The organism is Aeromonas sp. 2692-1 (assembly GCF_013085505.1).
GTDB lineage: Bacteria > Pseudomonadota > Gammaproteobacteria > Enterobacterales > Aeromonadaceae > Aeromonas > Aeromonas hydrophila.
In genome coordinates this window covers 4,939,252-4,960,906 of record NZ_CP038513.1, presented here as the reverse complement: position 1 = coordinate 4,960,906, position 21,655 = coordinate 4,939,252, and the positions used below count along the sequence as shown (strand labels likewise).

16 protein-coding genes and 2 tRNA genes are annotated in these 21,655 nt (G+C 64.2%); 9 read left to right on the top strand and 9 right to left on the bottom strand.

Going from position 1 to position 21,655, the window contains the following annotated elements; all coding sequences use genetic code 11:
* Positions 1-47 precede the first annotated feature (47 nt).
* Positions 48-953 (bottom strand): TIGR01777 family oxidoreductase, encoded by a 906-nt coding sequence (locus E5E97_RS23155; RefSeq protein WP_041217808.1) that lies wholly within the window; start codon positions 951-953, stop codon positions 48-50.
* Positions 954-1,255: 302 nt separating this feature from the next.
* Here E5E97_RS23155 and E5E97_RS23150 point away from each other — a divergent pair, with 302 nt between their 5' ends.
* Positions 1,256-2,788, top strand: a complete 1,533-nt coding sequence (locus E5E97_RS23150; RefSeq protein WP_029299126.1) for an EAL domain-containing protein — start codon at positions 1,256-1,258, stop codon at positions 2,786-2,788.
* 64 nt (positions 2,789-2,852) lie between these two features.
* Here E5E97_RS23150 and E5E97_RS23145 read toward each other — a convergent pair whose 3' ends face one another.
* Positions 2,853-4,034: a PLP-dependent aminotransferase family protein gene (locus E5E97_RS23145; protein WP_011707233.1), complete on the bottom strand. Its 1,182-nt coding sequence runs from the start codon at positions 4,032-4,034 to the stop codon at positions 2,853-2,855.
* Positions 4,035-4,216: 182 nt separating this feature from the next.
* Complete coding sequence (locus E5E97_RS23140) at positions 4,217-5,284, bottom strand: M28 family metallopeptidase (protein WP_017410915.1); 1,068 nt, start codon at positions 5,282-5,284, stop codon at positions 4,217-4,219.
* A 348-nt stretch (positions 5,285-5,632) separates the two neighbouring features.
* On the opposite strand from E5E97_RS23140, the gene trmB reads away from it, so the two are divergent.
* The 6 genes from trmB to E5E97_RS23110 all read left to right on the top strand — a co-directional run bounded on the left by trmB (position 5,633) and on the right by E5E97_RS23110 (position 10,678).
* The gene (gene trmB, locus E5E97_RS23135; protein WP_017410916.1) at positions 5,633-6,346 is read left to right on the top strand and encodes a tRNA (guanosine(46)-N7)-methyltransferase TrmB; all 714 of its coding nucleotides are present in this window, start codon (positions 5,633-5,635) and stop codon (positions 6,344-6,346) included.
* A 14-nt stretch (positions 6,347-6,360) separates the two neighbouring features.
* Complete coding sequence (locus E5E97_RS23130; protein ID WP_011707230.1) at positions 6,361-6,693, top strand: YggL family protein; 333 nt, start codon at positions 6,361-6,363, stop codon at positions 6,691-6,693.
* Between the two features lie 124 nt (positions 6,694-6,817).
* The gene (gene glsB / locus E5E97_RS23125; protein WP_029299132.1) at positions 6,818-7,738 is read left to right on the top strand and encodes a glutaminase B; all 921 of its coding nucleotides are present in this window, start codon (positions 6,818-6,820) and stop codon (positions 7,736-7,738) included.
* Between the two features lie 28 nt (positions 7,739-7,766).
* The gene (locus tag E5E97_RS23120; RefSeq protein ID WP_060389848.1) at positions 7,767-9,059 is read left to right on the top strand and encodes a sulfurtransferase; all 1,293 of its coding nucleotides are present in this window, start codon (positions 7,767-7,769) and stop codon (positions 9,057-9,059) included.
* A gap of 119 nt (positions 9,060-9,178) precedes the next feature.
* On the top strand, positions 9,179-10,354 hold the full coding sequence (locus E5E97_RS23115; RefSeq protein ID WP_171281178.1) for a S8 family peptidase: 1,176 nt from the start codon (positions 9,179-9,181) through the stop codon (positions 10,352-10,354).
* Positions 10,355-10,468: 114 nt separating this feature from the next.
* Positions 10,469-10,678 (top strand): YgdI/YgdR family lipoprotein, encoded by a 210-nt coding sequence (locus E5E97_RS23110; RefSeq protein ID WP_016351843.1) that lies wholly within the window; start codon positions 10,469-10,471, stop codon positions 10,676-10,678.
* 55 nt (positions 10,679-10,733) lie between these two features.
* Here the strand turns inward: E5E97_RS23110 and E5E97_RS23105 are convergent, their stop codons facing one another.
* Both E5E97_RS23105 and E5E97_RS23100 read right to left on the bottom strand, forming a co-directional pair.
* On the bottom strand, positions 10,734-14,294 hold the full coding sequence (locus tag E5E97_RS23105; protein ID WP_171281177.1) for an ATP-binding cassette domain-containing protein: 3,561 nt from the start codon (positions 14,292-14,294) through the stop codon (positions 10,734-10,736).
* A gap of 99 nt (positions 14,295-14,393) precedes the next feature.
* Complete coding sequence (locus E5E97_RS23100) at positions 14,394-15,671, bottom strand: alpha/beta hydrolase (protein ID WP_171281176.1); 1,278 nt, start codon at positions 15,669-15,671, stop codon at positions 14,394-14,396.
* A gap of 225 nt (positions 15,672-15,896) precedes the next feature.
* Between E5E97_RS23100 and E5E97_RS23735 the strand changes: the two genes are divergently transcribed.
* Positions 15,897-16,031 carry a hypothetical protein gene (locus tag E5E97_RS23735; protein ID WP_011707223.1) on the top strand — a complete coding sequence of 45 codons (135 nt, stop codon included), beginning with the start codon at positions 15,897-15,899 and terminating at the stop codon, positions 16,029-16,031.
* A gap of 43 nt (positions 16,032-16,074) precedes the next feature.
* Here E5E97_RS23735 and E5E97_RS23095 read toward each other — a convergent pair.
* The 3 genes from E5E97_RS23095 to E5E97_RS23085 all read right to left on the bottom strand — a co-directional run bounded on the left by E5E97_RS23095 (position 16,075) and on the right by E5E97_RS23085 (position 18,691).
* Positions 16,075-16,150, bottom strand: a tRNA-Asn gene (locus E5E97_RS23095).
* A 4-nt stretch (positions 16,151-16,154) separates the two neighbouring features.
* Positions 16,155-16,230: transfer RNA gene (locus E5E97_RS23090), tRNA-Phe, on the bottom strand.
* Positions 16,231-16,414: 184 nt separating this feature from the next.
* On the bottom strand, positions 16,415-18,691 hold the full coding sequence (locus E5E97_RS23085; protein WP_171281175.1) for an immune inhibitor A domain-containing protein: 2,277 nt from the start codon (positions 18,689-18,691) through the stop codon (positions 16,415-16,417).
* Positions 18,692-19,113: 422 nt separating this feature from the next.
* Here E5E97_RS23085 and rraB point away from each other — a divergent pair, with 422 nt between their 5' ends.
* Positions 19,114-19,461 carry a ribonuclease E inhibitor RraB gene (rraB, locus tag E5E97_RS23080; protein WP_171281174.1) on the top strand — a complete coding sequence of 116 codons (348 nt, stop codon included), beginning with the start codon at positions 19,114-19,116 and terminating at the stop codon, positions 19,459-19,461.
* A 67-nt stretch (positions 19,462-19,528) separates the two neighbouring features.
* Here the strand turns inward: rraB and E5E97_RS23075 are convergent, their stop codons facing one another.
* Positions 19,529-21,502 (bottom strand): bifunctional diguanylate cyclase/phosphodiesterase, encoded by a 1,974-nt coding sequence (locus tag E5E97_RS23075; RefSeq protein ID WP_024945873.1) that lies wholly within the window; start codon positions 21,500-21,502, stop codon positions 19,529-19,531.
* Positions 21,503-21,655: the final 153 nt, after the last annotated feature.

Below are 21,655 nucleotides of genomic sequence, written 5' to 3'. Positions count from 1 at the left end.
CCGGCCAATGGCCGGGCTGATTGTTATCCGGTTGGCGAAGAGCCCGGTCAGCGGGCAGTGCTCAGCAGATTGGCAAGGGCCTGGGGCAGCGCCGGGTAGGTGAAGTGGAAGCCGGCCTGCTGCAGACGGGTCGGCAGCACTTTCTGGCCGGTGAGCAGCAGATCGGCCGCTTCGCCCATCAGCAACTGCAGCAGGGGGGCCGGCACGAAGAAGAGGTGCGGCCGGTGCAGGGTGCCTGCTAGGGTCCGGCTGAACTCGCGGTTGCTGACCGGTTGCGGCGCCGTGCCGTTGAACAGGCCGTCGCACTCGTCGTGCTCCAGCAGGAACAGGATGGCGCGTACCAGATCCTGGATGTGGATCCAGCTCATGATCTGGTGCCCTGTGCCCATGGGGCCACCGAGGCCGACGCGATAGGGAGGCAACATTTTGGGCAGGGCACCGCCGTCGGTGCCGAGCACCAGCCCGATGCGCACGATGCAGACCCGGGTATGCTTGCTGCGGGCCTCGCGGGCCAGGGTTTCCCACTGCTGGCAGAGCTGATGGGTGAATTCGTCGTGAGGGGTCTGGCACTGCTCGTCCAGCGGCTCATCGCCCTGCCGGCCATACCAGCCGATGGCGGAGGCGTTGATCAGCACCCTGGGCGGCGTATCGGAGAGCTTGACCAGGTCGACCAGCTGTTCGGTCAGCAGCCAGCGGCTGTCACACAGCAGCTGCTTGCGCCGCTCGCTCCAGCGGCCGTTGGCGATGGGCTCCCCCGCCAGGTTGATGACCGCGTCCACGTCGTTGAGGTTGTCGAGCCGATCCAGGCTGTCGAGCAGCTTGACGTCGTGGCCGAGCAGATCATAGGCGCGGCTGCCCTGGCGGGTCAGCACCAGCACCTCGTGGGCCACCTTGAGATGGGCCACCAGACGGCGACCGATGAAGCCTGTCCCTCCCGTGATCAATATTTTCATATGCAGACTCCCTGACGCTGTTGGCTCTACTCTAGTGGGCTGGCACCAGATGAACAAGCAGCTGTTTTTGCAAAGATTATAATCGTCACAGCAGGCATCTGGCTCATCGCGCCAGGGGGCGTGTAGCGAACACTGCGCGCATGCGAAGGGATGGCAGCGACTGCCGCTGTCGCCCCGCTGCAGACGCGATATAGTGTTGGTCAGAGCGCCCCGCTCTGCCGTCAGAGTTGTCAGAAAGGCTTGTCAGAGAAGGGGATAGGAGTAGACTCGTCCGCTTTTTCACCGTTGCCGCGAGGGTGGGTATGCCGTTTCGTCGTTTGAGGTTGCGCCAGTTTTATACCAGGCTGGGGGCGGCGTTGCTGGCCGGCCTGCTCCCCTTGCTGCTTGGGGTACTGATCGTCTCCTGGCAGACCTTTGCCGGCATGAAGCAGGATGCCGAAGAGCGTCTGCTCCATGCCAGGGAGATGCTGGAGCGTACCCTGGATCACGCCCATCAGGCGGCGGCCATGGTGCAGGGCAGCGTGGGGCGTCCCTGCGAGGAGGTGGTGCAGGGGCTGCGGGATCAGGTGGCGACCGTGCCGGACGTGCGCACCGTCAACCTGGCCAAAGGGGAAGTGGTCTACTGTTCCTCGCTCTACGGCCCCTATCAGGGCCCCTTCAAGCTGGCCGATTATGCCAATGGCCAGCTGGACCTGATGCGGGGCAATCCGGTGACGCCGGGGCGGCCTCTGGTGGTTTACCGCCAACCGGTGGGGGAGTACAGCGTGCTGGTCGGCATCGATGGCTACTACCTGCACAACATCCTCGACATGCTCAGCCGCAACTCGCCGCTGACCCTGGTGATCGGGGCGCAAAGCATGCTGGCCGACGGCCAGATCCACGACGAGGTGCCGCCTGTGGCGCTGGGGTCGCTGGAGCAGACCTCCGGCAAGTATCCGTTTCGGGTGGTCACGGATCTCTCCCACGACGAGTACGGCAGCCATATCTGGAACTACTCTCGGGCCAGTCTCATCATCTACCCATTGCTGGGTCTGCTGGCGGGTTGTCTGGTCTACTGGCTGGCCGGCCGCTCGACCTCTCCTTCCCAGGAGCTGCGACGGGCGCTGGATCAACGGGAGTTCATCCCCTATCTGCAACCCGTGGTGACCGGTGACGACGCCCACTGGAGCGGCTGCGAGGTGCTGATGCGCTGGCAGCACCCGCGTCAGGGCCTCATCTCGCCGGACCGCTTCATTCCGCTGGCCGAAGACAGCGGCCTCATCGTGCCCATGACCCGGCTGCTGATGGAGCAGGTGCGCGAGCAATTCGCCGACCGGGTACACAGCCTGCCCAGAGGGTTCCACTTCGGCTTCAACATCAGCGCCAGCCACTGCAAGGACATGAGCCTGCTGGAGGATTGCCGCGACTTCATCAACGCGTTTCGGGAGAACCCCATCAAGCTGGTGCTGGAGCTGACCGAGCGGGAGCTGATCGTGGCGGACGAGACGACCGACCGCTTGTTTGCCGAGCTGCATCAGCTGGGGGTCTTCATCGCCATCGACGACTTCGGTACCGGCCACTCCAGCCTCACCTATCTGCAGCAGTTCCAGGTCGATTTTCTCAAGATCGATCAGAGCTTCGTCGGCATGATCGGCTCCGATGCCCTCTCCAGCCACATCGTGGAGAACGTCATCGATCTGGCGACCCGGCTCGGTCTGCTGCTGGTTGCCGAAGGGGTGGAGAACGAGGTGCAGGCCGCTTATCTGCGGGCGCGTCAGGTGAACTTCCTGCAGGGCTATCTGTATGGCAGGCCGATGCCGATGAAGGAGTTTGCCGGCCTGCTGGCGCAGGGCTGAGCCAAATTTCGCGCATAAAAAAACCAGCGACCGAGGTCGCTGGTTTTTTTCGCCCCGAGGCTGGTCAGAGCATGCGGGCGAGGGCACGGCACAGACGCTTGACCCCCTCCTCGATGGTGGCCTCATCCACGCAGGAGAAGCTCAGGCGCAGGGTGTTCTGGATCTCGGGGCGTACGTAGAAGGGGGCGCCCGGTACGAAGGCCACCTTCTCCTTGATCGCCTCGTCAAACAGCGCCATGGCGCTGACACTGGCGGGCAGGGTCAGCCAGAGGAACATGCCACCCTCGGGTCGGGTATAGCTGACGCCGGGCGGGCAGTGACGGGCCAGGGCGGCCTCCATGGCGGCACGCTGGCGGCCATAGACCTCCTTGATCTTCTCCAGATGGGCATCCAGCGAGTTGTCGATCAGGAAGCGATGCAGCACCTGCTGGCTGAAGGCGTTGCTGTGCAGGTCGGTGGCCTGCTTGGCGATGGTCACCTTCTTGCGCAGCCAGTCCGGCACCAGCATCCAGCCGAGGCGGAAGGCCGGGACGACAGTCTTGGAGAAGGAGCCGAGCAGCACGGTATTGTTCGGCGCCAGCTTGGCGATGGGGGGCAGGTGTTCGCCCTCGAAGCGCAGCTCGCCGTAGGGGTCGTCTTCCACCATCAACAGCTCGTGGCTGACCAGTCGCTCGGCCAGCGCCTCGCGGTTGGCACGGCTGTAGGAGACGCCGCTCGGGTTCTGGAAGTTGGGCACGCCGTACAGCAGCTTGGCGTTGGAACCGCTCGCCAGCAGCGCATCCAGCGCCGCCAGATCCAGCCCCTCTTCACCCAGGGTGATGGGCTTGAAGGTAGGTTGATAGACGGAGAAGGCCTGGATGGCGCCAAGATAGCCCGGCTCCTCTATGATGAGATCCTGCCCCTCGTCGATCAGCACCTTGCCCAGCAGATCCAGCGCCTGCTGGGAGCCGCTGGTGATGAGGATGTTGTCCGGATTGACCTGCATGCCGTGGCGGGCCAGATAGCGGTCGGCGATGTACTGGCGCAGCGGGGCGAAGCCCTCGGTGGCGGCATACTGCAGGGCTGCGGCGCCCTGTTCGCGCAGCACGTCCTGGCAGGCCTGGTCGATGGCCTTGACCGGGAACAGGTGCGGATTGGGCAGACCGCCGGCGAAGGAGATGATCTCCGGATTGGCGGCGACCTTGAGGATCTCGCGGATGAAGGAAGGCTCTACCTTCTCGAAGCGCTGGGCAAAAAACGGCTGCATAGGATTCTCTCTGGCATGGTGAGCGGTCGCTCCATTCGACCGCCAAGTTATCCGTTTGTATCAGATTTAAAAAATGAGGCAATGGCTGTAACAAAAATCGATAAAAAAGGGCAGGTTTGGCACCTGCCCGAATTTTATCGGTCGGGGACGGCCATAGGGCGCAAAAGCCCCGGCATGATCCGTTACAGTCCCGGTTCCTTGAGGAAGCGGATCATCAGCTCGGTGTTGGCACCGAGCTGCTGCTGCACCCGGCCCGGGAACAGTTCGGCCATCTTGTCGAGGCGGTCATACTGGGTATGCCAGATCTTGCCCCACTGGGTTTCGCTGTCCCGATCGCAGGCGCTCTTGGTGGCATCGTCGTAACAGTCCCACAGCGCCGGATTGGTGGTCTGGGAGTAGCCGTCGTAGCCATCCGCCCCGTTGATGGTGAAGTTGGTAGCCTCCACGTAGGCGATGGGCACCCCGAGGCAGGCGAACGGCGCATGATCGGACCAGCTGCCGGTCTCCCCTTCCGGGTAGCCGCTGTAGCTGGGGTGAATGGCAAACGGGGTGGCGGTCTGCTTGGAGATGGCCAGCAGGCGATCCCGCACCTTGGGATCGAAGCTGTAGCGGCTCGGATCGGCGCAGTTGTACTCGGCCACGTCGGAGTGGGCCGAGTGGACGTAGACGATGTCGCCTCCGGCGATGGTGTCGTAGTTCACCATCGCCAGCAGCTTGGCGACGGCGGCACTGTCGAGGCTGGCGGCATAGGCTTTGGAGCCGTTGAGGCCGTTCTCCTCGGCGCCGAAGAAGGCGAAGCGCACCGTGTAGGGCAGGGTCTGCCCCTTGAGCGCTTCGGCCACCGCCAGCAGGGCGGCGACCCCGGCACCGTTGTCGGTGGCTCCCTCGGAGCCCTTCTTGTCGCCGGTGCTGTCATAGTGGGCACCGATCAGGATCACCTTGTCGCTGCTGCCCTTGAGCTCGGCGACCAGGTTCTGGGAGGTCTTGCTGGCCCCGCTCTTGGTGTAGGTGAAGGGCTGGTTCTGCACCTCGTAGCCCCAGCCGGCCAGATGGTCCTGGATCCAGGCGGCGGCGCGGGTCTCGGCCTCGCTGCCGGTGGGTCTGGCGCCGATCCCCTCGGCGGTGGAACTCAGCTGCACCAGGTATTCATAGGCCTGCTCGGCGGCAGAGGGGGCCTGTGAATCGTTGCTGGAGGTGTTGCACCCGGCCAGCAGGGCTGTGATGGCAAACGCCAATGCGGTGTGTTTCATACGGCAATCCTTTGTTGTGTATGGTTTTATTTGCGCAGGTCAGCATGCACCCGGCGCCTGGCAGATTCTGTGAAGGGGGTGGCATTTGTCAATCGCAGTGGCGGAATTGGTCAGTGGCGGGGGATTTGTTGCGCGAAACACTTGCGCCCTGAGCCTATCTTGGGATAATTCGCTACCCTGTTTCGCCGAGTGATGAAATGACGAACAATTTCGCGCCTCGTCGGCGAGGTGGAACGATGAAACAACGAGCAATTCATCTCGGTCGTCTGTGACCAGCACGACGAGATAACGAGCAATCCATTTATGTGGTCTGTGACCCAGACCGATGCAATAACGAGCAATTTGATTATGCCAGTGACCCAAGATGTGTTTAACGAAGACGGCAAGTTCATGCGCAAGATCCGCAGCTTTGTCCGTCGCGAAGGCCGCCTGACCAAAGGGCAGGAGAAGGCCCTGGAAGAGCTCTGGCCGGTCATGGGTATCGATTTCGCACCGGAGCCGCTCGATCTGGTTGCCCTGTTTGGCCGCGAGGCCCCGGTGGTGCTGGAAATCGGCTTCGGCATGGGCGCCTCCCTGGTGGAGATGGCCAAGAATGCCCCCGAGAAGAACTTCATCGGCATCGAAGTGCACTCGCCGGGTGTCGGTGCCTGCCTCGGTACCGCCCAGGAGGCGGGAGTCACCAACCTGCGTGTCATCTGCCACGACGCGGTCGAGGTGCTGGAGCACATGATCCCGAACGGCTCGCTCGCCTGCCTGCAGCTGTTCTTCCCGGATCCCTGGCACAAGAGCCGTCACCACAAGCGCCGCATCGTGCAGCCGGCCTTTGCCCAGGACATTCGCCAGAAGCTGGCTATCGGTGGTGTGTTCCACATGGCCACCGACTGGGAAAACTATGCCGAGCACATGCTGGAAGTGATGAGTGCCGCCGAGGGGTATGAGAACACCTCCGCCACCGGCAACTGGGTGCCGCGCCCCGACTGGCGCCCGCTGACCAAATTCGAACAACGTGGCCACCGTCTCGGCCACGGGGTTTGGGATCTGATTTTCAAACGTGTCAACTAACTGAAGGAGCTATCATGGCCAATCGTAGCCGCCGCCTGCGCAAGAAACTGCGCGTCGATGAATTCCAGGAAATGGGCTTCGACATCAGTTTCAACTTCCCGGTCGGTACCGCCGAAGAGACCATCGATGCGGTAGTCGACGCGATGATCGATGAAGTGATCGAACCCCGCAAGCTGGCCTTTGCCGGCTCCGGCCACCTGGCCTGGGAAGGGATGATCTGCACCCAGCAGCTGGGCAAATGCAGCGAAGAAGACCGCGCCGCCGTCAAAGCCTGGCTGGAAGGCAAGGGGATGGAAGCCGTGGTGGTCACCGAGCTGTTCGACCTCTGGTACGGTGAACCGGCCTGATAACGGGCTGGCTGTGGCAGGCGCCCCGGTGTCGACAGCCTGCGACAGCAGATAGACAAGTCCCGCCGCTGGCGGGATTTTTGTCGGTGGTGATGGGATCGCCACGTTAGTTATGGAATCGCTTATGGTGTTGTCATCCGAATTACTGGCCAGCATCCTGGATGAGGTGCGCCCGCTGCTCGGACAGGGCAAGGTGGCCGACTACATTCCGGCGCTGGCCCAGGTGCCGGCCGATCGGCTCGGGATCGCCGTCTGTACCGTGGAAGGGGAGCTGTTCACCGCCGGTGACGCCAGCGAGCCCTTCTCCATCCAGAGTATCTCCAAGGCCCTCAGCCTGACGCTGGCACTCACCCTCTATCAGGAGGAGGAGATATGGGCCCGGGTCGGCAAGGAGCCCTCCGGCCAGCCCTTCAACTCCCTGGTGCAGCTGGAATTCGAGCAGGGCATTCCCCGCAACCCCTTCATCAATGCCGGTGCCCTGGTGGTGAGCGATCTGCTGGAGACCCGCCTCACCGCGCCGCGTCAGCGTACCCTGGAGCTGGTGCGCCGCCTCTCGGGCAACCCGGCCATCATGGCGGATCAAGTGGTGGCCCGCTCCGAATATCAGCACTCTGCCCGCAACGCGGCCATCGCCTATCTGATGAAGGCGTATGGCAATTTCGAGAACGAAGTGGACAAGGTGCTGCAGAGCTACTTCAATGCCTGTGCGATCCGCATGAGTTGCGTCGATCTGGCGCGGGCATTCATCTATCTGGCCAATCGCGGGGTGCCGCTGGGCGCGACGACCCCCTTGCTGCCGGCCCGCACCACCAAACAGGTCAACGCCCTGCTCGCCACCTGCGGCCTCTATGACGAGGCGGGGGATTTTGCCTATCGGGTCGGCATGCCGGGCAAATCCGGGGTCGGTGGCGGCATCATCGCCCTGATCCCGGGGGAATTGTGCGTCTGTGTCTGGTCGCCCGAGCTCAACAAGGCGGGCAACTCGCTGGCGGGCACGGCGGCGCTGGAACTGCTGGCCGAGCGTCTGGGCCGCTCCATTTTTTAACCTTGTCACTCTGAATCGAGAGATCACCATGAAACGAATAATGAGCTTGTTACGGGCCACTCTGGCAACCTTGCTGCTCTGGCATGCCCTGCCGACCTTGGCTGCCGAACTGCCACCGCTTTCGCTGGCGGATGCCAACGCCAAGCAGGCGGTCATTCTGGATACCCGCGCCAGCTACTTCTATCAGGGCTGGCCGATGGAGGGCGAGCAGCAGGGCGGCCACGTGGTTGGCGCCGAGAACCTCTCCGCCGAGTGGAAGTACAGCGATGAGGAGTGGCCGGCGGCGCTGGCGACCAAGGGGCTGAAGGCCGATCGGCCGGTGGCGCTCTACGGTGCCCCGCGCGAGGTGGCCGAAGTGGCTCGCCTGCTGCGCCAGCAGGGCATCAAGCAGCTGTTCGAGCTGCAGGGCTGGAAAACCGCGCCGCGCGAGCATCTGGCCCGCTGGCAGCAGCTGGTCTACCCGCGCTGGCTGGCCGACCTGCAGGAGGGCAAGCCGGTGGTGGCTGCGCCCAAGGGCGACTGGAAGCTGTTCGAGGTGGCGTGGGGTTCACCCAAGGCTTATCTGCTGAGCCACATCCCGGGGGCCGGCTACATCGACACCAACCGGCTGGAAGAGGAGCCGCTGTGGAACAAGGTCTCTGACGAGGCGCTCAAGGCGCTGCTGCTGGAGAACGGCATCCGCCACGACACCACCGTCATCCTCTACGGCCGCAACACCATGGCGGCGGCCCGTGCGGCCCACCTGATGATGTATGCCGGCGTGCAGGACGTGCGGCTGCTGGACGGTGGCCTGGATGCCTGGTTCGTGCAGCATCTGCGCACCGAGACCGGGCTGGCCAACAAGTTCACTCCGGCCAAGGAGTTCGGCGTCGCCATTCCGGCCCATCCCGAGTACTACACCACCCTGAGCCAGGCCAAGGAACTGCTCAAGCAGCCCGACGGTGCCCTGGTCAGCGTGCGCACCTGGGACGAGTTCGTCGGCAACACCTCCGGCTACAGCTACATCAAGCCGAAGGGCGACATTCCCGGCGCCAAGTGGGGTCGTGGTGGTGTCGATGCCAACAGCATGAGCGACTTCCACAACCCGGACGGCACCATGAAGCCGGCCCGTGAGATCCTCGCCATGTGGGACGAGTGGAACATAGAGCCGACCCAGCAGGCTGCCTTCTACTGCGGGACCGGCTGGCGCGCCTCCGAGGCGTTCTTCTACGCCTGGCTGATGGACTGGAAGCGGATCAGCGTCTACGACGGCGGCTGGTACGAGTGGAGTTCTGATCCCAAGAACCCCATCGTGACCGGCGAGCGCAAGCCCGCCAAGTAACGGATACAGATCGCAAAACAGGCCGGACCCATGTCCGGCCTTTTTGTACCCGCTCGGGCCTGCGCCAGCCGGACACTACACTTTGCGAGTGACAATCAGGTCGATGCAAGGAGTGACTGATGAGACGGATATGGCTAGGCCTGCTGGTGGCAGGCGTGCTGGGACAGGGGGCGATGGCCGCCGAGCGGGATCGCTATCTGGTGCAGCTGAAACCGGGGGCGGAGGCGGCGGTGCTGGCCCAGAGCAAGGGAATGGGGGGCGAGCTGGCCCTGGCGCTGCCCGAGCAGCACGCGCTGGCACTCTGGTTGCCGGCGGCGGCAGTCACGGCGCTGGCGCACAATCCAAACGTGCTCTGGGTGGAGCCGGACGCCAAACGCTATGCCAGTGCCGAGACCCTGCCCTACGGCATTCCCATGGTGCAGGCGCCGCAGCTGAGCGATGCCGCCGCCGGGGAGGTACTGGTGTGCATCATTGACTCTGGCTACAGCGGCGGCCACCCGGACCTGCCCCACGGGGCCCAGGTGCAGGGCAGCAACGATGCCGGCACCGGCAGCTGGAGCAGCGACGAGAACGGCCACGGCACCCACGTGGCAGGCACCATCGCCGCCGTGGGCGGCAACGATCTGGGGGTCGTCGGGGTGTTGCCGAACCAGAGCGTGCCGCTGCAGATCGTCAAGGTGTTCGGGGCCAATGGCTGGGCCTACTCCTCCAACCTGGTGGGGGCGCTCAATGCCTGCAAGCAGGGGATGAGCAACCGGGGATTCACCCGCATGGTCATCAACATGAGTCTGGGGGGCAGCGTGCCCAGCAAGACCGAGGAGCAGGCGTTCAATCAGGCCTATGGCCAGAGCGTGCTGAGCGTGGCGGCGGCGGGCAATGCGGGCAACACCAGCAAGTCCTATCCCGCCTCCTACAGCAGTGTGGTGAGCGTGGCCGCCATCGATGCCAACAAGCAGCTGGCCTATTTCTCCCAGCGCAACGATCAGGTGGAGCTGGCGGCCCCGGGTGTCTCCGTGCTCTCCACCGTGCCGACCGGCTACGCCTACTACAGCGGCACCTCGATGGCGACGCCGCACGTGGTCGGGGTGGCGGCGCTGGTCTGGTCGCAGCGGCTGGAGTGCAGCAACGATCAGCTGCGCCAGACCCTGCGCAGCAGCGCCCAGGATCTGGGGGCGTTGGGGCGTGACAACAGCTATGGCTATGGCCTGGTGCAGGCGAAGGCGGCGGCAGACCGAATGGCGCTCGGCTGTGGGCCGGGAACCGGTGGTAGTGGCAAGCCGGGTGGGCGCAAGTAGCTGATTGTTGACGTTGATCCCGTTGTGGCAATGGCGGCAAACGGGCTCATCTGGTTGAACTAGGCTTCAGACACCACCCTCGTGGTGAGGGTGAAGCGGGAGGCAAAACAGGCGATGAAGCAACTGATGATGATCCTGGTGTGTGCCCTGGCACTGGTGGCGTGCAGCTCCCAGTACATCATGAGCACCAAGGATGGCAAGATGATCACCACCGACAGCAAACCCAAGCTGGACGAGAGCACCGGCATGTACCGCTATTACGATACCGAAGGGCGGGAGGTGATGATCAAGAAGGATGACGTCACCCAGATCATGGAGCGTTGAGGCCCTCCTCAAGCAACAAGGGCTGCCCGTGGGCAGCCCTTGTCATTTTCAGCTCTCACACCGTCTGGGGCACCTGGCGGTTCACCTGACCCACGAACAGCTGGTGGAAGCGGGAGTGGGAGTTGGCCAGCAGGCTCACCGGCGAGCCCTGCTCCACCACGGTGCCGGCCTCCATCACCACCACCCGGTCCACCGACAGCAGCGGCTCCAGATGGTGGGCGATCACCAGATAGCTGGCTTCGGGCCGGTAGCGATAGAGCAGCTCCGCCATCTTGCGCATGCCGATGTGATCGAGATCCGAGGTGGCTTCGTCCAGCACGATGAGCGGGCGACGCGACAGCAGGATGCGGGCGATCACCAGCAGCTGGGTCTCGCCGGCGGAGAGCTGCAGCTTGTCGAGCTCCTCGTCCAGCCGGCCGGTGCAGCGCTCGGCCAGCCCGACCCGGGCCAGCGCCTGCTCCAGTGCCGCATCGTCGTGCTCGGTCAGGGGAGCCAGATTGGCACGCAGAGTACCGAAGAAGGTGAGCGGGATCTGGGAGACGGTGTCGTAGAGATCGCGCACCGCCTCCGGTGCCAGCCGGGACAGCGGCTGCTCGCCGTAGTAGATCTCCCCCTGGGAGGTGGGATACATGGCCTGCAGCACCCCCAGCAGCGAGCTCTTGCCGGCGCCGGTGCGGCCGCACACGCCGACCTTCTCGCCGGGGGCCAGCTCGAAGTTGACCTTGTGCAGCGCCCACTGGCTGGCCTGCGGATAGCGCAGCCCCAGGTTGTCGAAACGCACCGCAGGGTGAGGGGTGGCGAGGGCCTCCCCCTCCTGACGCTCGCTCTCTATTTCGCTGTATTCGCGCACCCGCTCCACCGCGTTCATCACCTGCTCCACCTCGGCGAAGGTGCGGATGAGGGAGTTGAGCATGGCGGAGGCGGTAAAGGCGTAGGTGATGGCCACGGCCCCCAGCAGCGAGCTGTTGCCAAAGGCCACCATCAGCGCCACGGCGCCCACCAGGGCGGCGGAGAGCAGGGTCTGGTGCATGCCGAGCCAGCGATTGATGGAGGTGGTGGTGTACCAACTGCGCAGGTTGTTGTCATAGTGCAGCAACACCTGATCCAGCGCGAAGCGCTCGGCCCCGGCCAGGCGCAGGGCGGGGGCACCGCGGATGGTCTCGCTGATGCTGATGTAGAGCGGCGAGCGCAGCACCGACGCCTGCCGCCGCAGCTTGAGCTGCACCGCCCGGTAGCGGCGCTGCAGCACATAGAGGGCCCAGCCCACCAGGGGGGCGATGAGCAGCAGCAGTGGCATGTTGACGCCGATCACCACCACCTGCAGCGCCACCGATACCAGCATGCCGAACAGCCCCATCAGCATCGACAGCAGGATCTCCTGGGCTTCCCCCAGATCCCGATCGAAGCGGTTGAGGATGCGCCCCTGCGGCACCTTGTCGAAGAAGGCCATGGGGGCGCGGCTGATGCGTCCCAGCATGCCGTCAAACAGGGTCCAGGCCAGCTTGAGGCCGAGTTTGTAGTTGATGACCCGCACCACCATGATGCAGGTGAGAGAGCCCGCTCCCAGCAGCACATAGATGCCGAGCAGCTCGCTCACTCCGGTTACCCCGGCCTTGCCGCCGAGCCAGAGATCCGAGGCGATGCGCAGCCCCTCCTGACCCAGGGTGAGCAGCAGGGCGAGCAGGATGGCGCCGGGGGCGGCCAGGCGCTGCCACATGAAGCCGAACAGCCCCCAGTCCACCTTGCCCTCCACCACCTTCTCCTCGCTGAACTGCTCCGCCTCCTGAGGCGGCACCGGCGGGGTGGGGCGGGGATGCTGGATGAGATCCGCCAGCTGGTGGGCATCGAGTTCCACCAGTCGGCCCTGCTCGATGCGGATCACCCGATCGCAGTGGGCCAGCACGTCCGGATCGTGGCTCACCAGCAGCCGGGTCGGCCCCGGCTTGAAGGCGAGCCCCTGCTCCAGCACCTGGGCCGAGACGATGGGGTCGAGCGCCGAGAGCGGGTTGTCCAGCAGCAGGATGTCGGCCTGGGCGTAGAGGGCGCGGGCCAGCGCGACCCGCTGTTGCTGGCCGCCGGAGAGGCGGGTGCCGAGCTCGCCCACCAGGGTCTGGTCGCCGTGGCTGAGCAGGGTGAGGTCGGCGCCCAGCGCACAGGCCCCCAGCACCCAGCGATAGCGCTCGCCATGCCAGGGCTGGCCGAACAGGATGTTGTTGCGGATGGTGTCGTTCATCAGCCAGGGCTTGTGACCCAGATGGGCGACCCGGCCATGGCGACGGATGCTGCCCTCGAAGCCGTTGTCGAAACCGGCGATGAGGTGCAGCAGGCAGCTCTTGCCCGCACCGGTGGCACCGGTGATCCCCACCAGTTCCCCCGGCTCGATGTGCAGACTGATCCCCTCCAGCACCGGCTTTTGCTGGTGCAGGGCGGTGACGTTGTCGAGCCGCAGGCCCCCCACCGGCAAGCTGGGATCGGTGAGATCCCGGTGCTGCTCGGGGCTGTTGAGGAACTCGCACAGCCGGTTGAAGCCGGTGTTGAAGTTGATCAGGGTGCGGATGAGGTAGGGCAGCCGCATCATGGGGATGCGCAGCACGGTGAACAGGGCGATGGTGGTGAACACTTGGGGCAGGGTGAGTTCTCTGCCCGAGACCAGATAGGTGGTGAAGGTGGCCAGGGTCACCAGCAGCGGGGTGCTCAACATCAGACTCTCGTTGATGGCATCGAGCCTGAGCACCCGCCCCAGCACCCCCAGCTCCTGCTGGCGCTTGTGGCCGGCGGCCCGGGTGAAGAAGGCGCCGAGCCCGTTCTGGCGCACCAGCCGCAGCTTCTTGATGTACTCCGCCAGGATGCCGTTGCGCTCGTCCTGTTGACGCTTGAGCTGCTGCTCCTGCTGGTTCATGCGTCGCACCACCCGGGTGGAGATAAGCAGCAGCAGGGTGAGCACGGCAAAGCCGACCAGGCCGGCGCTGCCCACCTGCCACACCAGCAGGGCGATGGTGCCGAGCAGTTGCAGCAGCATGGTGAGCGGCATAGCGGGGTCAGCAAGAATCCAGGTAATGTCCCACACGTCCCGGTTGATGAGGTTCTGCACCCGGCCACCGGCCCGGTCGTCGAAGCTCTTGCCACCCAGCTTCATCACCTTGGCGAGCAGGGACTCGGCCAGCAGACGGCGGATGGGCACGTGCATCTTGAGTGCCAGCTGTAGCGAGTGCTCCGCCAGCATGCCGGAGGCGAGCACCGAGGCAAACAGGGCGAACGCCAGCAGCAATTTCTGCTCGGTGGGGGCACCGGCACCGAGTTGGGTCATGCTGTGGTTGAGCAGCCAGGGGCTGGCCAGGGTCGCCAGCATGCCAAGCATTTGCAGCAGGGTGAGCAGGCCAATGCGCCCGCGGTAATGGCGCCAGATGAAGGCGGTGATGGGCCAGGGGCGCACCGGCTGGGCGGCGGTGAGTGCGAGGAAGGCGTCGGCGCGGCCATCGCGCCTGTCTTCCGGCAGCAGGGGATAGAGATCGTCGAGGTTGACCTGGGGCTCGCTCAGCCCCTTGCGCTGCAGCGGGCCGGTCCAGTGATAGAAGAGGCGGCTCAGCCAGCCGGCCGAGATTTCCGGATGATCCAATGGGTGTCCTTATTATTTTGTGCTGCTTCCAGAGGGGCGGGGCGACTCATGGGTCGCCCTCGATATTATCGTCTTGCTGCGGGCGCGAGCCCGGCGGGATCAGCGATCCCGATTCATGCGGATGAGCCGGTCCAGGATCTGCTCACCATCGACCCGCAGGCCGTTGTGTTCGTATTCGTTGGTGATCCAGGCGCGGCTGTTGCCAAGCCCCTTGAGGGTGTCGCGGCAGTAGTCGAACTCCACGTACATGTCCTCGGCATAGACGGCGCAGGCCACCGGCACAGTGTTGCGGGCCAGCTGCGCCGGGTCGTAGAGGGGGCCCCAGTCCGCTTTCTGGGCCAGCAGGTGAGCGGCTTCCTTCAGCGGGATGAGCTCGCGGAACTGCTCGAACATCCAGGGGAAGATCATCTCGCCGGTGAAGGCAAAATCCTTGCCCGGCGCCCAGGCCAGGGCCGGGTATTCGCCTCTCACCCGCTCGGCCGCCCAGTTGCTGGCGCTCCCTTCGCAATAGATGGACTCGTGCAGGATGGCGAACACCGGGTTGGTGTTGAACGGCTGCATCGTCTGCACTTGGTAGAGGAAGGAGGGGTTGAGCCGCTCGCCGATGAAGGCGTCCTCCAGCAGGTAGTAGAGCTCCTCGAAGGCGCCGCTGGCACCCAGATCCAGCCCCTGCTGCTGCAACTGCGCCACCGTCAGGCGCTGGCCGTTGGGCAGGCGCACCTCATGGCTGTGCAGGTGGTTGGCCAGCCGGTTGGCGATGGCCTGGGCGTGGGGGAAACGGGCGAAGAAGGCGCGGTTCTTGTCCGCCACCCGCTGGTAGGTGGCGCGGTAGACCTCGTCGGCACGGCGGCCGATGGGGGCCACCCCGCCGGTGAGGTAGACCTCGTGCAGGCTGTCCGGGAACAGGGAGAGGTAGGTGAGGCTGCAAAAGCCGCCGAAGCTCTGGCCGAGCAGGCTCCAGGGGCGACCCGGGCTCAGCACTTCGCGAATGTATTCGGCGTCGCGCACTATGCTGTCGGCGCGAAAATGGCCGAGGTACTCCGCCTGCAGTGGGGCGGTGAGCTGGGCCAGCGCCTCGGCGCTGATGGGGCTGGAGTGGCCGGTGCCGCGCTGATCGAGCAGCAGTACCCGAAACTCCTGCAGGGCCCGCTTGATCCAGCCGCTGTCGGCAGTCGGGCGCGGGGCGCCAAAGCCGGGCCCACCCTGCAGGAACAGCAGCCAGGGCAGATCGTCGTGCAGCCGGTCCTGGCGACAGAGGGTGCGGCCGAACAGGGTGAGGGTCTCCTCGTCATCCGGTCGCTGGTGGTCGAGGGGCACGGTGAAGAAGCGGGGCTCGCAATGGATGCCATCCAGCACGTAACGCAACGGGCTGCTCATCTGGGGTCTCCCTGAGGGTAGGAAAATCGTCGGCCTCATCATAGCCCCGGCGTGGGAACGGGTCACGCCGGTTTTCCAAATTGTTAACATTGTCACGAAGGCAAAACGGGCGGTGGCAGCGTGATGAATTTATTGTCGGCAAGGGAGTTGACGGCGCCGGGCGGCTGCACAAAGATGGCTCGCCTGCCGACGGGGCAGGGGTCGTAACAGGACGAGGTGGGCTTGATGAAGCCTAAGTGGATACGATTTCGCAAAAAAGAGAAACGGGTAAACCCGGAGGGTGTGCTGCAGACAGGATTGCTGCTGTTCAGTGCCACCTGCGGAGCGACCCTGCTGCTGGCAACCTGCAACGGCAGCTGACCGAAATGAAAAAAGCCCGCTCGATGAGCGGGCTTTTCAAATTTGGCTCCTCCTACTGGACTTGAACCAGTGACATACGGATTAACAGTCCGCCGTTCTACCGACTGAACTAAGGAGGAATTGTGGTGCCCAGAGACGGAATCGAACCGCCGACACGGGGATTTTCAATCCCCTGCTCTACCGACTGAGCTATCTGGGCAACGGCGCGCATTAAACCCTTTCTGAACGGATGTGTCAACCGCAGGGCGCAGATAGTCTGACTGTTCGCTCGACAAGTGAGCAATCAGGGTGTTTGTTGGGCGGTTTGGCCCGTTTTCATCCTGGGCGGCAGGTCAGCAGATAAAAAAAGGGGGCCTGAGGCCCCCTGCTCACAACTGTCGTGCTCAGTGGCGGCTGACGATGATCCGCCCGGTGCTCATGTCACGGGCCTGGCCGGTGACGCTGATCTTGAGGCCGTATTCGGGCAGCAGGCGACCGGCATCCGGGATCTCCTTGCTCTGGTAGCTGCGGGAATCCTTGAACACCCGGTTCGGGGTGATCCAGAAGTCGCGCAGCAGGGAGCCGCTCGGGTGTTTCAGGTTGAGCGGCTGCTGGAAGCCCAGGCTGAAGGTGGCGTCGTGGATCTGGTAGCGGGTGCCGGCCACGGCGCCGTCGCTCCACTTGAGGGTGCGCTGATCCGCATCCACCACCCCGAGGAAGCCCTCACCCGGGTGGACACCCACCCAGTTGTTGACCTGGCTGTTGTCCACGTACCAGAGCAGCATGCCCGGCTCGTAGCGCATCAGCTGGTCGGCCACGTTGATGTGGGCCAGCCCCTTGTCCACCCCGGCGTGGTTGCGCCACTCGGCCAGGTAGTAGTGATCCTTGGCCTCGTTGCCGTTGCTCTTCACAAAGCCGGCCAGGGTAAAGGCAGAGCTGCCCTCGGCCCCGTCACTCAGCAGGGTGTCGCCATCGGCGAGGATCTGCAGCTCGTCCACGAACAGCCCGTTTTCGGCCACGCCGCCATCGCTCTGGTATTGCAGAGTGAGGGTGACCTGCTGACCGGCCCAGGGGGTGAGATCGAACTCGGCATCGGTCCAGCCGTTGGAGTTGCCGGTGATGCCGATCCCAAAGCCCACCCCGTTGGGATCGTCGCTGGTGGTCAGGTTGCCCGCGATGGGCTGGCCATTGACCAGCACCCGGGCGTAGTCGTACCCCTCTTCAATCTGATACCAGGCCTTGAAGCCGAGGCTGGCGCTCTGTTTGCCGCTCAGATCCAGCTTGAGGCTCATGCGGTTGTCGAGGTTGTTGCCCTTGCCGCCATGGTATTGGTACTGGCCGGCGTAGGGCGGGTTGAGCGGGATCTGCTTGGCCGGCAGGTTGATGCGCACCACGTCGTCGTTGCGCCCCTTGTCGTTGGCCTGATCCAGCATGTAGACGTTGCCGCGGGGGCTGAGATCGGCGAGCTGCACGTTGCTGCCGTGCAGCCAGTTGCCGCCGAGGGAGGCCTGCAGGAACTCTTTGGCCCAGGCGGAGAACCCGGTCGGCTCGGTGCCGCCGATGACCCCGGCCCAGGAGCCGGAGGACATGATGGACCAGGTCGCCACCGGTTCACCCTTGCCGGTGTACTTGGTGTCGTACTCGTCCGGCAGCCCCAGATCGTGGCCATATTCGTGGGCACAGACCCCGGCCGCCGCATCGATGGGCTGGATGGTGTAGTCGTAGGCGGCAAACTGGCCGCCGAAGTTCTGGCTCGGGCTGCTGGTGCCGGGGATGGGGTAGGGGGCGCCCAGATTCCAGCGATGGGCCCAGATGGCGTCTTCGCCGAGATCGCCGCCACCGGCCTCCTCGCCGACGCTGGAGTGGAAGATCATCAGGTGGTCGATGAGACCGTCCGGCTCGTTGCGGTTGCCGTTGCCGTTGAGATCGTAGCGATCCTCCTGGTCAAACTGCGCCAGATCGATGGAAGGGTCGTTCGCCACCTGGATCAGCGCCTCCTTCACCAGCTCCCGGATGGTGTTGGGGGTGGCGTTGGCGCCGTAGTAGGCGGCGTTCTTGTCGGCGGTATACCAGCCCGCCACCTGGCCGCGCACGCTGTAGCTCTGGCCGGACTGCTGCTCGTAGAACTGGCGCATGGAGATGAACCGCTCGCCGTTTGGGCCGGAATAGCCCTTGGACGAGAACAGCAGATCGTTGTAGTGCGCCGGGGTGTAATCCGGGTAGTACATCTTGGTGAGCTCGGGGCGTACGCTGTTCTTCGGATAGTCCGGGAAGTCCACCAGGATGGCGAGGATCTTGTCCTTGCGCATCTGGCCCTGGTAGTGCTCCCGCTCGATGGCCTTGAGCAGCAGAGTGGGCACCCGATCACCGGGGCGGGCGGTGCCGTTGAGGCGGATCTTCTTGAGGATGGTCTCGCGCACCTTGCCCTCTTTCACCGCCAGGGTGCCGCTGTTGCCCTGATAGGCTCGCGATTTCTCGCGATAGTAGCTGGCGAGGGCCGCCTGCTCCTGCTCGGGGGAGGCCAGGGTGGGGATGCGGCCGCTTTTTTTAAGCATCTCCAGCACCTTCACCTCGTCGGCCAAGGGGGCATCGAACGGACCGTGGACCGGGGCGGCCATGACCTGGTTTCCAATCATAAGGGTTGAGCCGACAAGCAGGCTCATTATTGTTTTTTTAGGCATTATCTATGTGCTCCTTCACATGATAAAAAGGGAGCCTGGCTGGCTCCTCTTTCCGTACGGGCAGTGCTCCGCCCGCGTCCCTTGATACACCTCGTCCATGGCCTTTGTCACCGGGGCGCCGCTGGTGGATCCTGCTGATTTCAAACGGCTTGTTGCGGGGGTTGTGCGGTTTTCCCGTGTTTTGCTGAAGCTCCATATGGAGCAACTCATTTCCGGCAAAAGATTACGCTTTATTAACCTTTTGTGATGGCACCCCATTTGGGGTGGTCGCCGCCAGCTGCTTATCTTGGCTTGCCGCATTGAGCCAAGGTGGCTGTGCGGGTATGCTTTGCCGCAACCATGCCTGCGGGGCAGGGGCACAGCCGATACGGCGCCCACCCGCGCGGGCATTTGATACCAACACAGTCGCATCTGGGGTTAATATGAGTCTTGATATGCAAGAGTGGCGCGAAGAGACTACCGCCATCGTCAACGAGTTGCTGGCCGATGGCAGCAACCCGGATCTGGAATACGAGATTGAGCACCACTTTGCCTGCCAGGATTTCGATCTGCTGGAGAAGGCGGCGGTCGACCTGTTCAAGGCCGGTTTCGAAGTGACCGATGCCGAAGAGATGGAGCTGGATGACGGCGCCACCATCTTCTGCTTCGACGCCACCACCGAGTGCAAGCTGGATATCGAGACCATAGTCGCCGATATCGAAAAAATGCTGCCTATCCTCGAAAAATACGGCGTGGACTACGACGGCTGGGGCACCTACTTCCAGGAGTAAGGCGCCCGCTCACGCACGCTTTGCAAAAACAACAAGGCCACCCTCGGGTGGCCTTGTTGTTGCTGGCTTACTGCTCCGGCAGCTGGTAGCTGCGGGCAAACTCGGCGGGGGGCAGGGGGCGGCTGAACAGGTAGCCCTGCAGCCGATCGCAGCCAGCCTGCACCAGCCATGCTTGCTGCTCCTGCGTCTCCACCCCTTCGGCGGTGATCTTGATGCCGAGCTCGTGGCCCAGCCCGATGACGGAGCGCACGATGGCGGTGGTCGCCTGGTTGGTGGCCAGCCCCTGGGTGAAGCTGCGGTCCAGCTTGAGGGTGGCCACCTGCAGCCTGGGCAGATAGGCCAGCGAGCAGTAACCGGTGCCGAAGTCGTCGATGGCAAGCTGAAAGCCGGCCTCGATCAGGTTGGCCAGGTTGCTCTCAATCTCGTCGGCATTCTCCATCAGCACCCCTTCGGTGATCTCCAGCTCCAGCTGCCAGGGAGCGAGCCCGTGGCGTTCGATGCAGGCGAAGATCTGCGGGCAGAGCTCGGGGTCGCGAAATTGCAGCGGCGACAGGTTGATGGAGAGCACCAGATCCGGCGCCGCCACCTGCCAGCGGGCCAGCTGGGCACAGCCCTGCTCCAGCATGTGGCTGCCGAGCAGGCCGATGAGTCCCAGCTCCTCCGCCAGCGGGATGAACTCGTCCGGCGAGATCATCCCGAGCTCGGGGTGGGGCCAGCGGCAGAGCAGCTCGGCCCCGTGCAGCTGGCTGGTGCGGGTGCTGATGATGGGCTGGTAGACGGCAGTCAGCTGGCCGGACTTGATGGCCAGCGGCAGTTGGGCAGCGATCAGCTGGCGGCGCTTGAGCTTGGCATCGAGTTCGGGATCGAACAGGGTGCAGTGCTGCTGCTGGCGCTTGCCCTGGGCCAGCGCGGCTTCGGCGTGGCTCAGCAGGCGCTCGGCGTCGTTGGCCTTGCCGTGGGCGATGCCGAGGAACACCGGGATCTGGATCCTGTGCTCTTCCACCTGATAGGGCACCATCAGTGCCCCCTGCAGGCGGCTGCTCCAGCTGGTCAGCGGCTCGCTCAGTTCGGGCAGCAGCATGGCAAAGTCGTCGGCGGCGACCCGACACACCAGCGACTGGGGCGGGGCCAGCTGTTGCAGGCGGCGGGCTACCTGATTGAGCAGCCGGTCGGCGACCCGGATGCCGAAGCGGTCGTTGATCTCGCGAAAGTGCTGCAAATCGACCAGCACCAGGCTCGCCTTGCGGGCGCCGAGATGGCGGCTGGTCTGCAGAAAGTGGGAGAGCTTGAGCAGGCCGGTCAGGCTGTCGTAGTGCTGCTCCTGCTGTAGCTGGGCCTGGGTGGTGCGCAGTCCGGTGATGTCGCGGCTCAGGGTGAGGATGCCGAGGGAGTTGCCCTCGTCATCCGGCACATCGACCCGGGTGACTTCCAGATGGCGGCCCTGGCCGTTGGCGTCCACCAGGCAGTATTCACCGCGTCCCATCGGCAGCTCGGTGGAGAGGCGGTGGGCGACCCGCTGGCCGAGCGCCTCGCTCGCCACCATGCCCATGAAGTCGAGAAAGGCCTGGTTGCAGTCGATCAGCAGCCCCTGGTGGTCTTCCAGCCGGATTGGATCCGGGATGGCGTCCAGCAGGCGGCGTTGCAGCAGCTGCTGCTGGCGAAACGTCTGCTCCAGCTCCTTGCGCTGGCCAATTTCATTGACCATGCCGAACAGGGCCACCGGTTTGCCTTGTGCATCGTAGAGCGGGATCTTGTGGATCTCCATCCAGCTGGTGGCATCACCGCTGCTGCAGTGCAACTGCTGATAGAGCAGCGGTTTGCCCTCCGCCAGCAGGCGCAGATCCTCTTCCCGAAAGATGTCGCCCCAGGGCATGTCGGCATCGGTCTTGCCGATGAGATCCGCCGGTTGCGGCAGGCCCGCCTGCTCCGTGAAGGCGCGGTTGGCAAACAGGTAGCGCCCATCCGTATCCCGGCAGAAGATATTCATGGGTAGCTGGTCGATGATCTGCTGCAGCAGGGGCAGGGTGAGCAAGGAGTTCACACAGACACTCACGGGGGAAATTTCGAGCAAATCTATGATAGCAGGCTGGTTTTGTAAAGCTTGGGTTAAGGCTGACTCATTTCTGCCGATCCCTGCTGACAGTCTGTGTCGCTGACGCCATAATAGCCGCCGGTCGGCCGATGGCCGGATTAT

What these genes read in the sequence shown, in the direction of transcription:
- E5E97_RS23100 (WP_171281176.1), bottom strand. Translation starts at nt 15,671, where the DNA reads ATGAGCAGCCCGTTGCGTTACGTGCTGGATGGCATCCATTGCGAGCCC.
- rraB (WP_171281174.1), top strand. Translation starts at nt 19,114, where the DNA reads ATGAGTCTTGATATGCAAGAGTGGCGCGAAGAGACTACCGCCATCGTC.
- glsB (WP_029299132.1), top strand. Translation starts at nt 6,818, where the DNA reads ATGGTGTTGTCATCCGAATTACTGGCCAGCATCCTGGATGAGGTGCGC.
- E5E97_RS23085 (WP_171281175.1), bottom strand. Translation starts at nt 18,691, where the DNA reads ATGCCTAAAAAAACAATAATGAGCCTGCTTGTCGGCTCAACCCTTATG.
- E5E97_RS23145 (WP_011707233.1), bottom strand. Translation starts at nt 4,034, where the DNA reads ATGCAGCCGTTTTTTGCCCAGCGCTTCGAGAAGGTAGAGCCTTCCTTC.
- E5E97_RS23735 (WP_011707223.1), top strand. Translation starts at nt 15,897, where the DNA reads ATGAAGCCTAAGTGGATACGATTTCGCAAAAAAGAGAAACGGGTAAAC.
- E5E97_RS23150 (WP_029299126.1), top strand. Translation starts at nt 1,256, where the DNA reads ATGCCGTTTCGTCGTTTGAGGTTGCGCCAGTTTTATACCAGGCTGGGG.
- E5E97_RS23140 (WP_017410915.1), bottom strand. Translation starts at nt 5,284, where the DNA reads ATGAAACACACCGCATTGGCGTTTGCCATCACAGCCCTGCTGGCCGGG.
- E5E97_RS23115 (WP_171281178.1), top strand. Translation starts at nt 9,179, where the DNA reads ATGAGACGGATATGGCTAGGCCTGCTGGTGGCAGGCGTGCTGGGACAG.
- E5E97_RS23130 (WP_011707230.1), top strand. Translation starts at nt 6,361, where the DNA reads ATGGCCAATCGTAGCCGCCGCCTGCGCAAGAAACTGCGCGTCGATGAA.
- E5E97_RS23110 (WP_016351843.1), top strand. Translation starts at nt 10,469, where the DNA reads ATGAAGCAACTGATGATGATCCTGGTGTGTGCCCTGGCACTGGTGGCG.
- E5E97_RS23120 (WP_060389848.1), top strand. Translation starts at nt 7,767, where the DNA reads ATGAAACGAATAATGAGCTTGTTACGGGCCACTCTGGCAACCTTGCTG.
- trmB (WP_017410916.1), top strand. Translation starts at nt 5,633, where the DNA reads ATGCCAGTGACCCAAGATGTGTTTAACGAAGACGGCAAGTTCATGCGC.
- E5E97_RS23155 (WP_041217808.1), bottom strand. Translation starts at nt 953, where the DNA reads ATGAAAATATTGATCACGGGAGGGACAGGCTTCATCGGTCGCCGTCTG.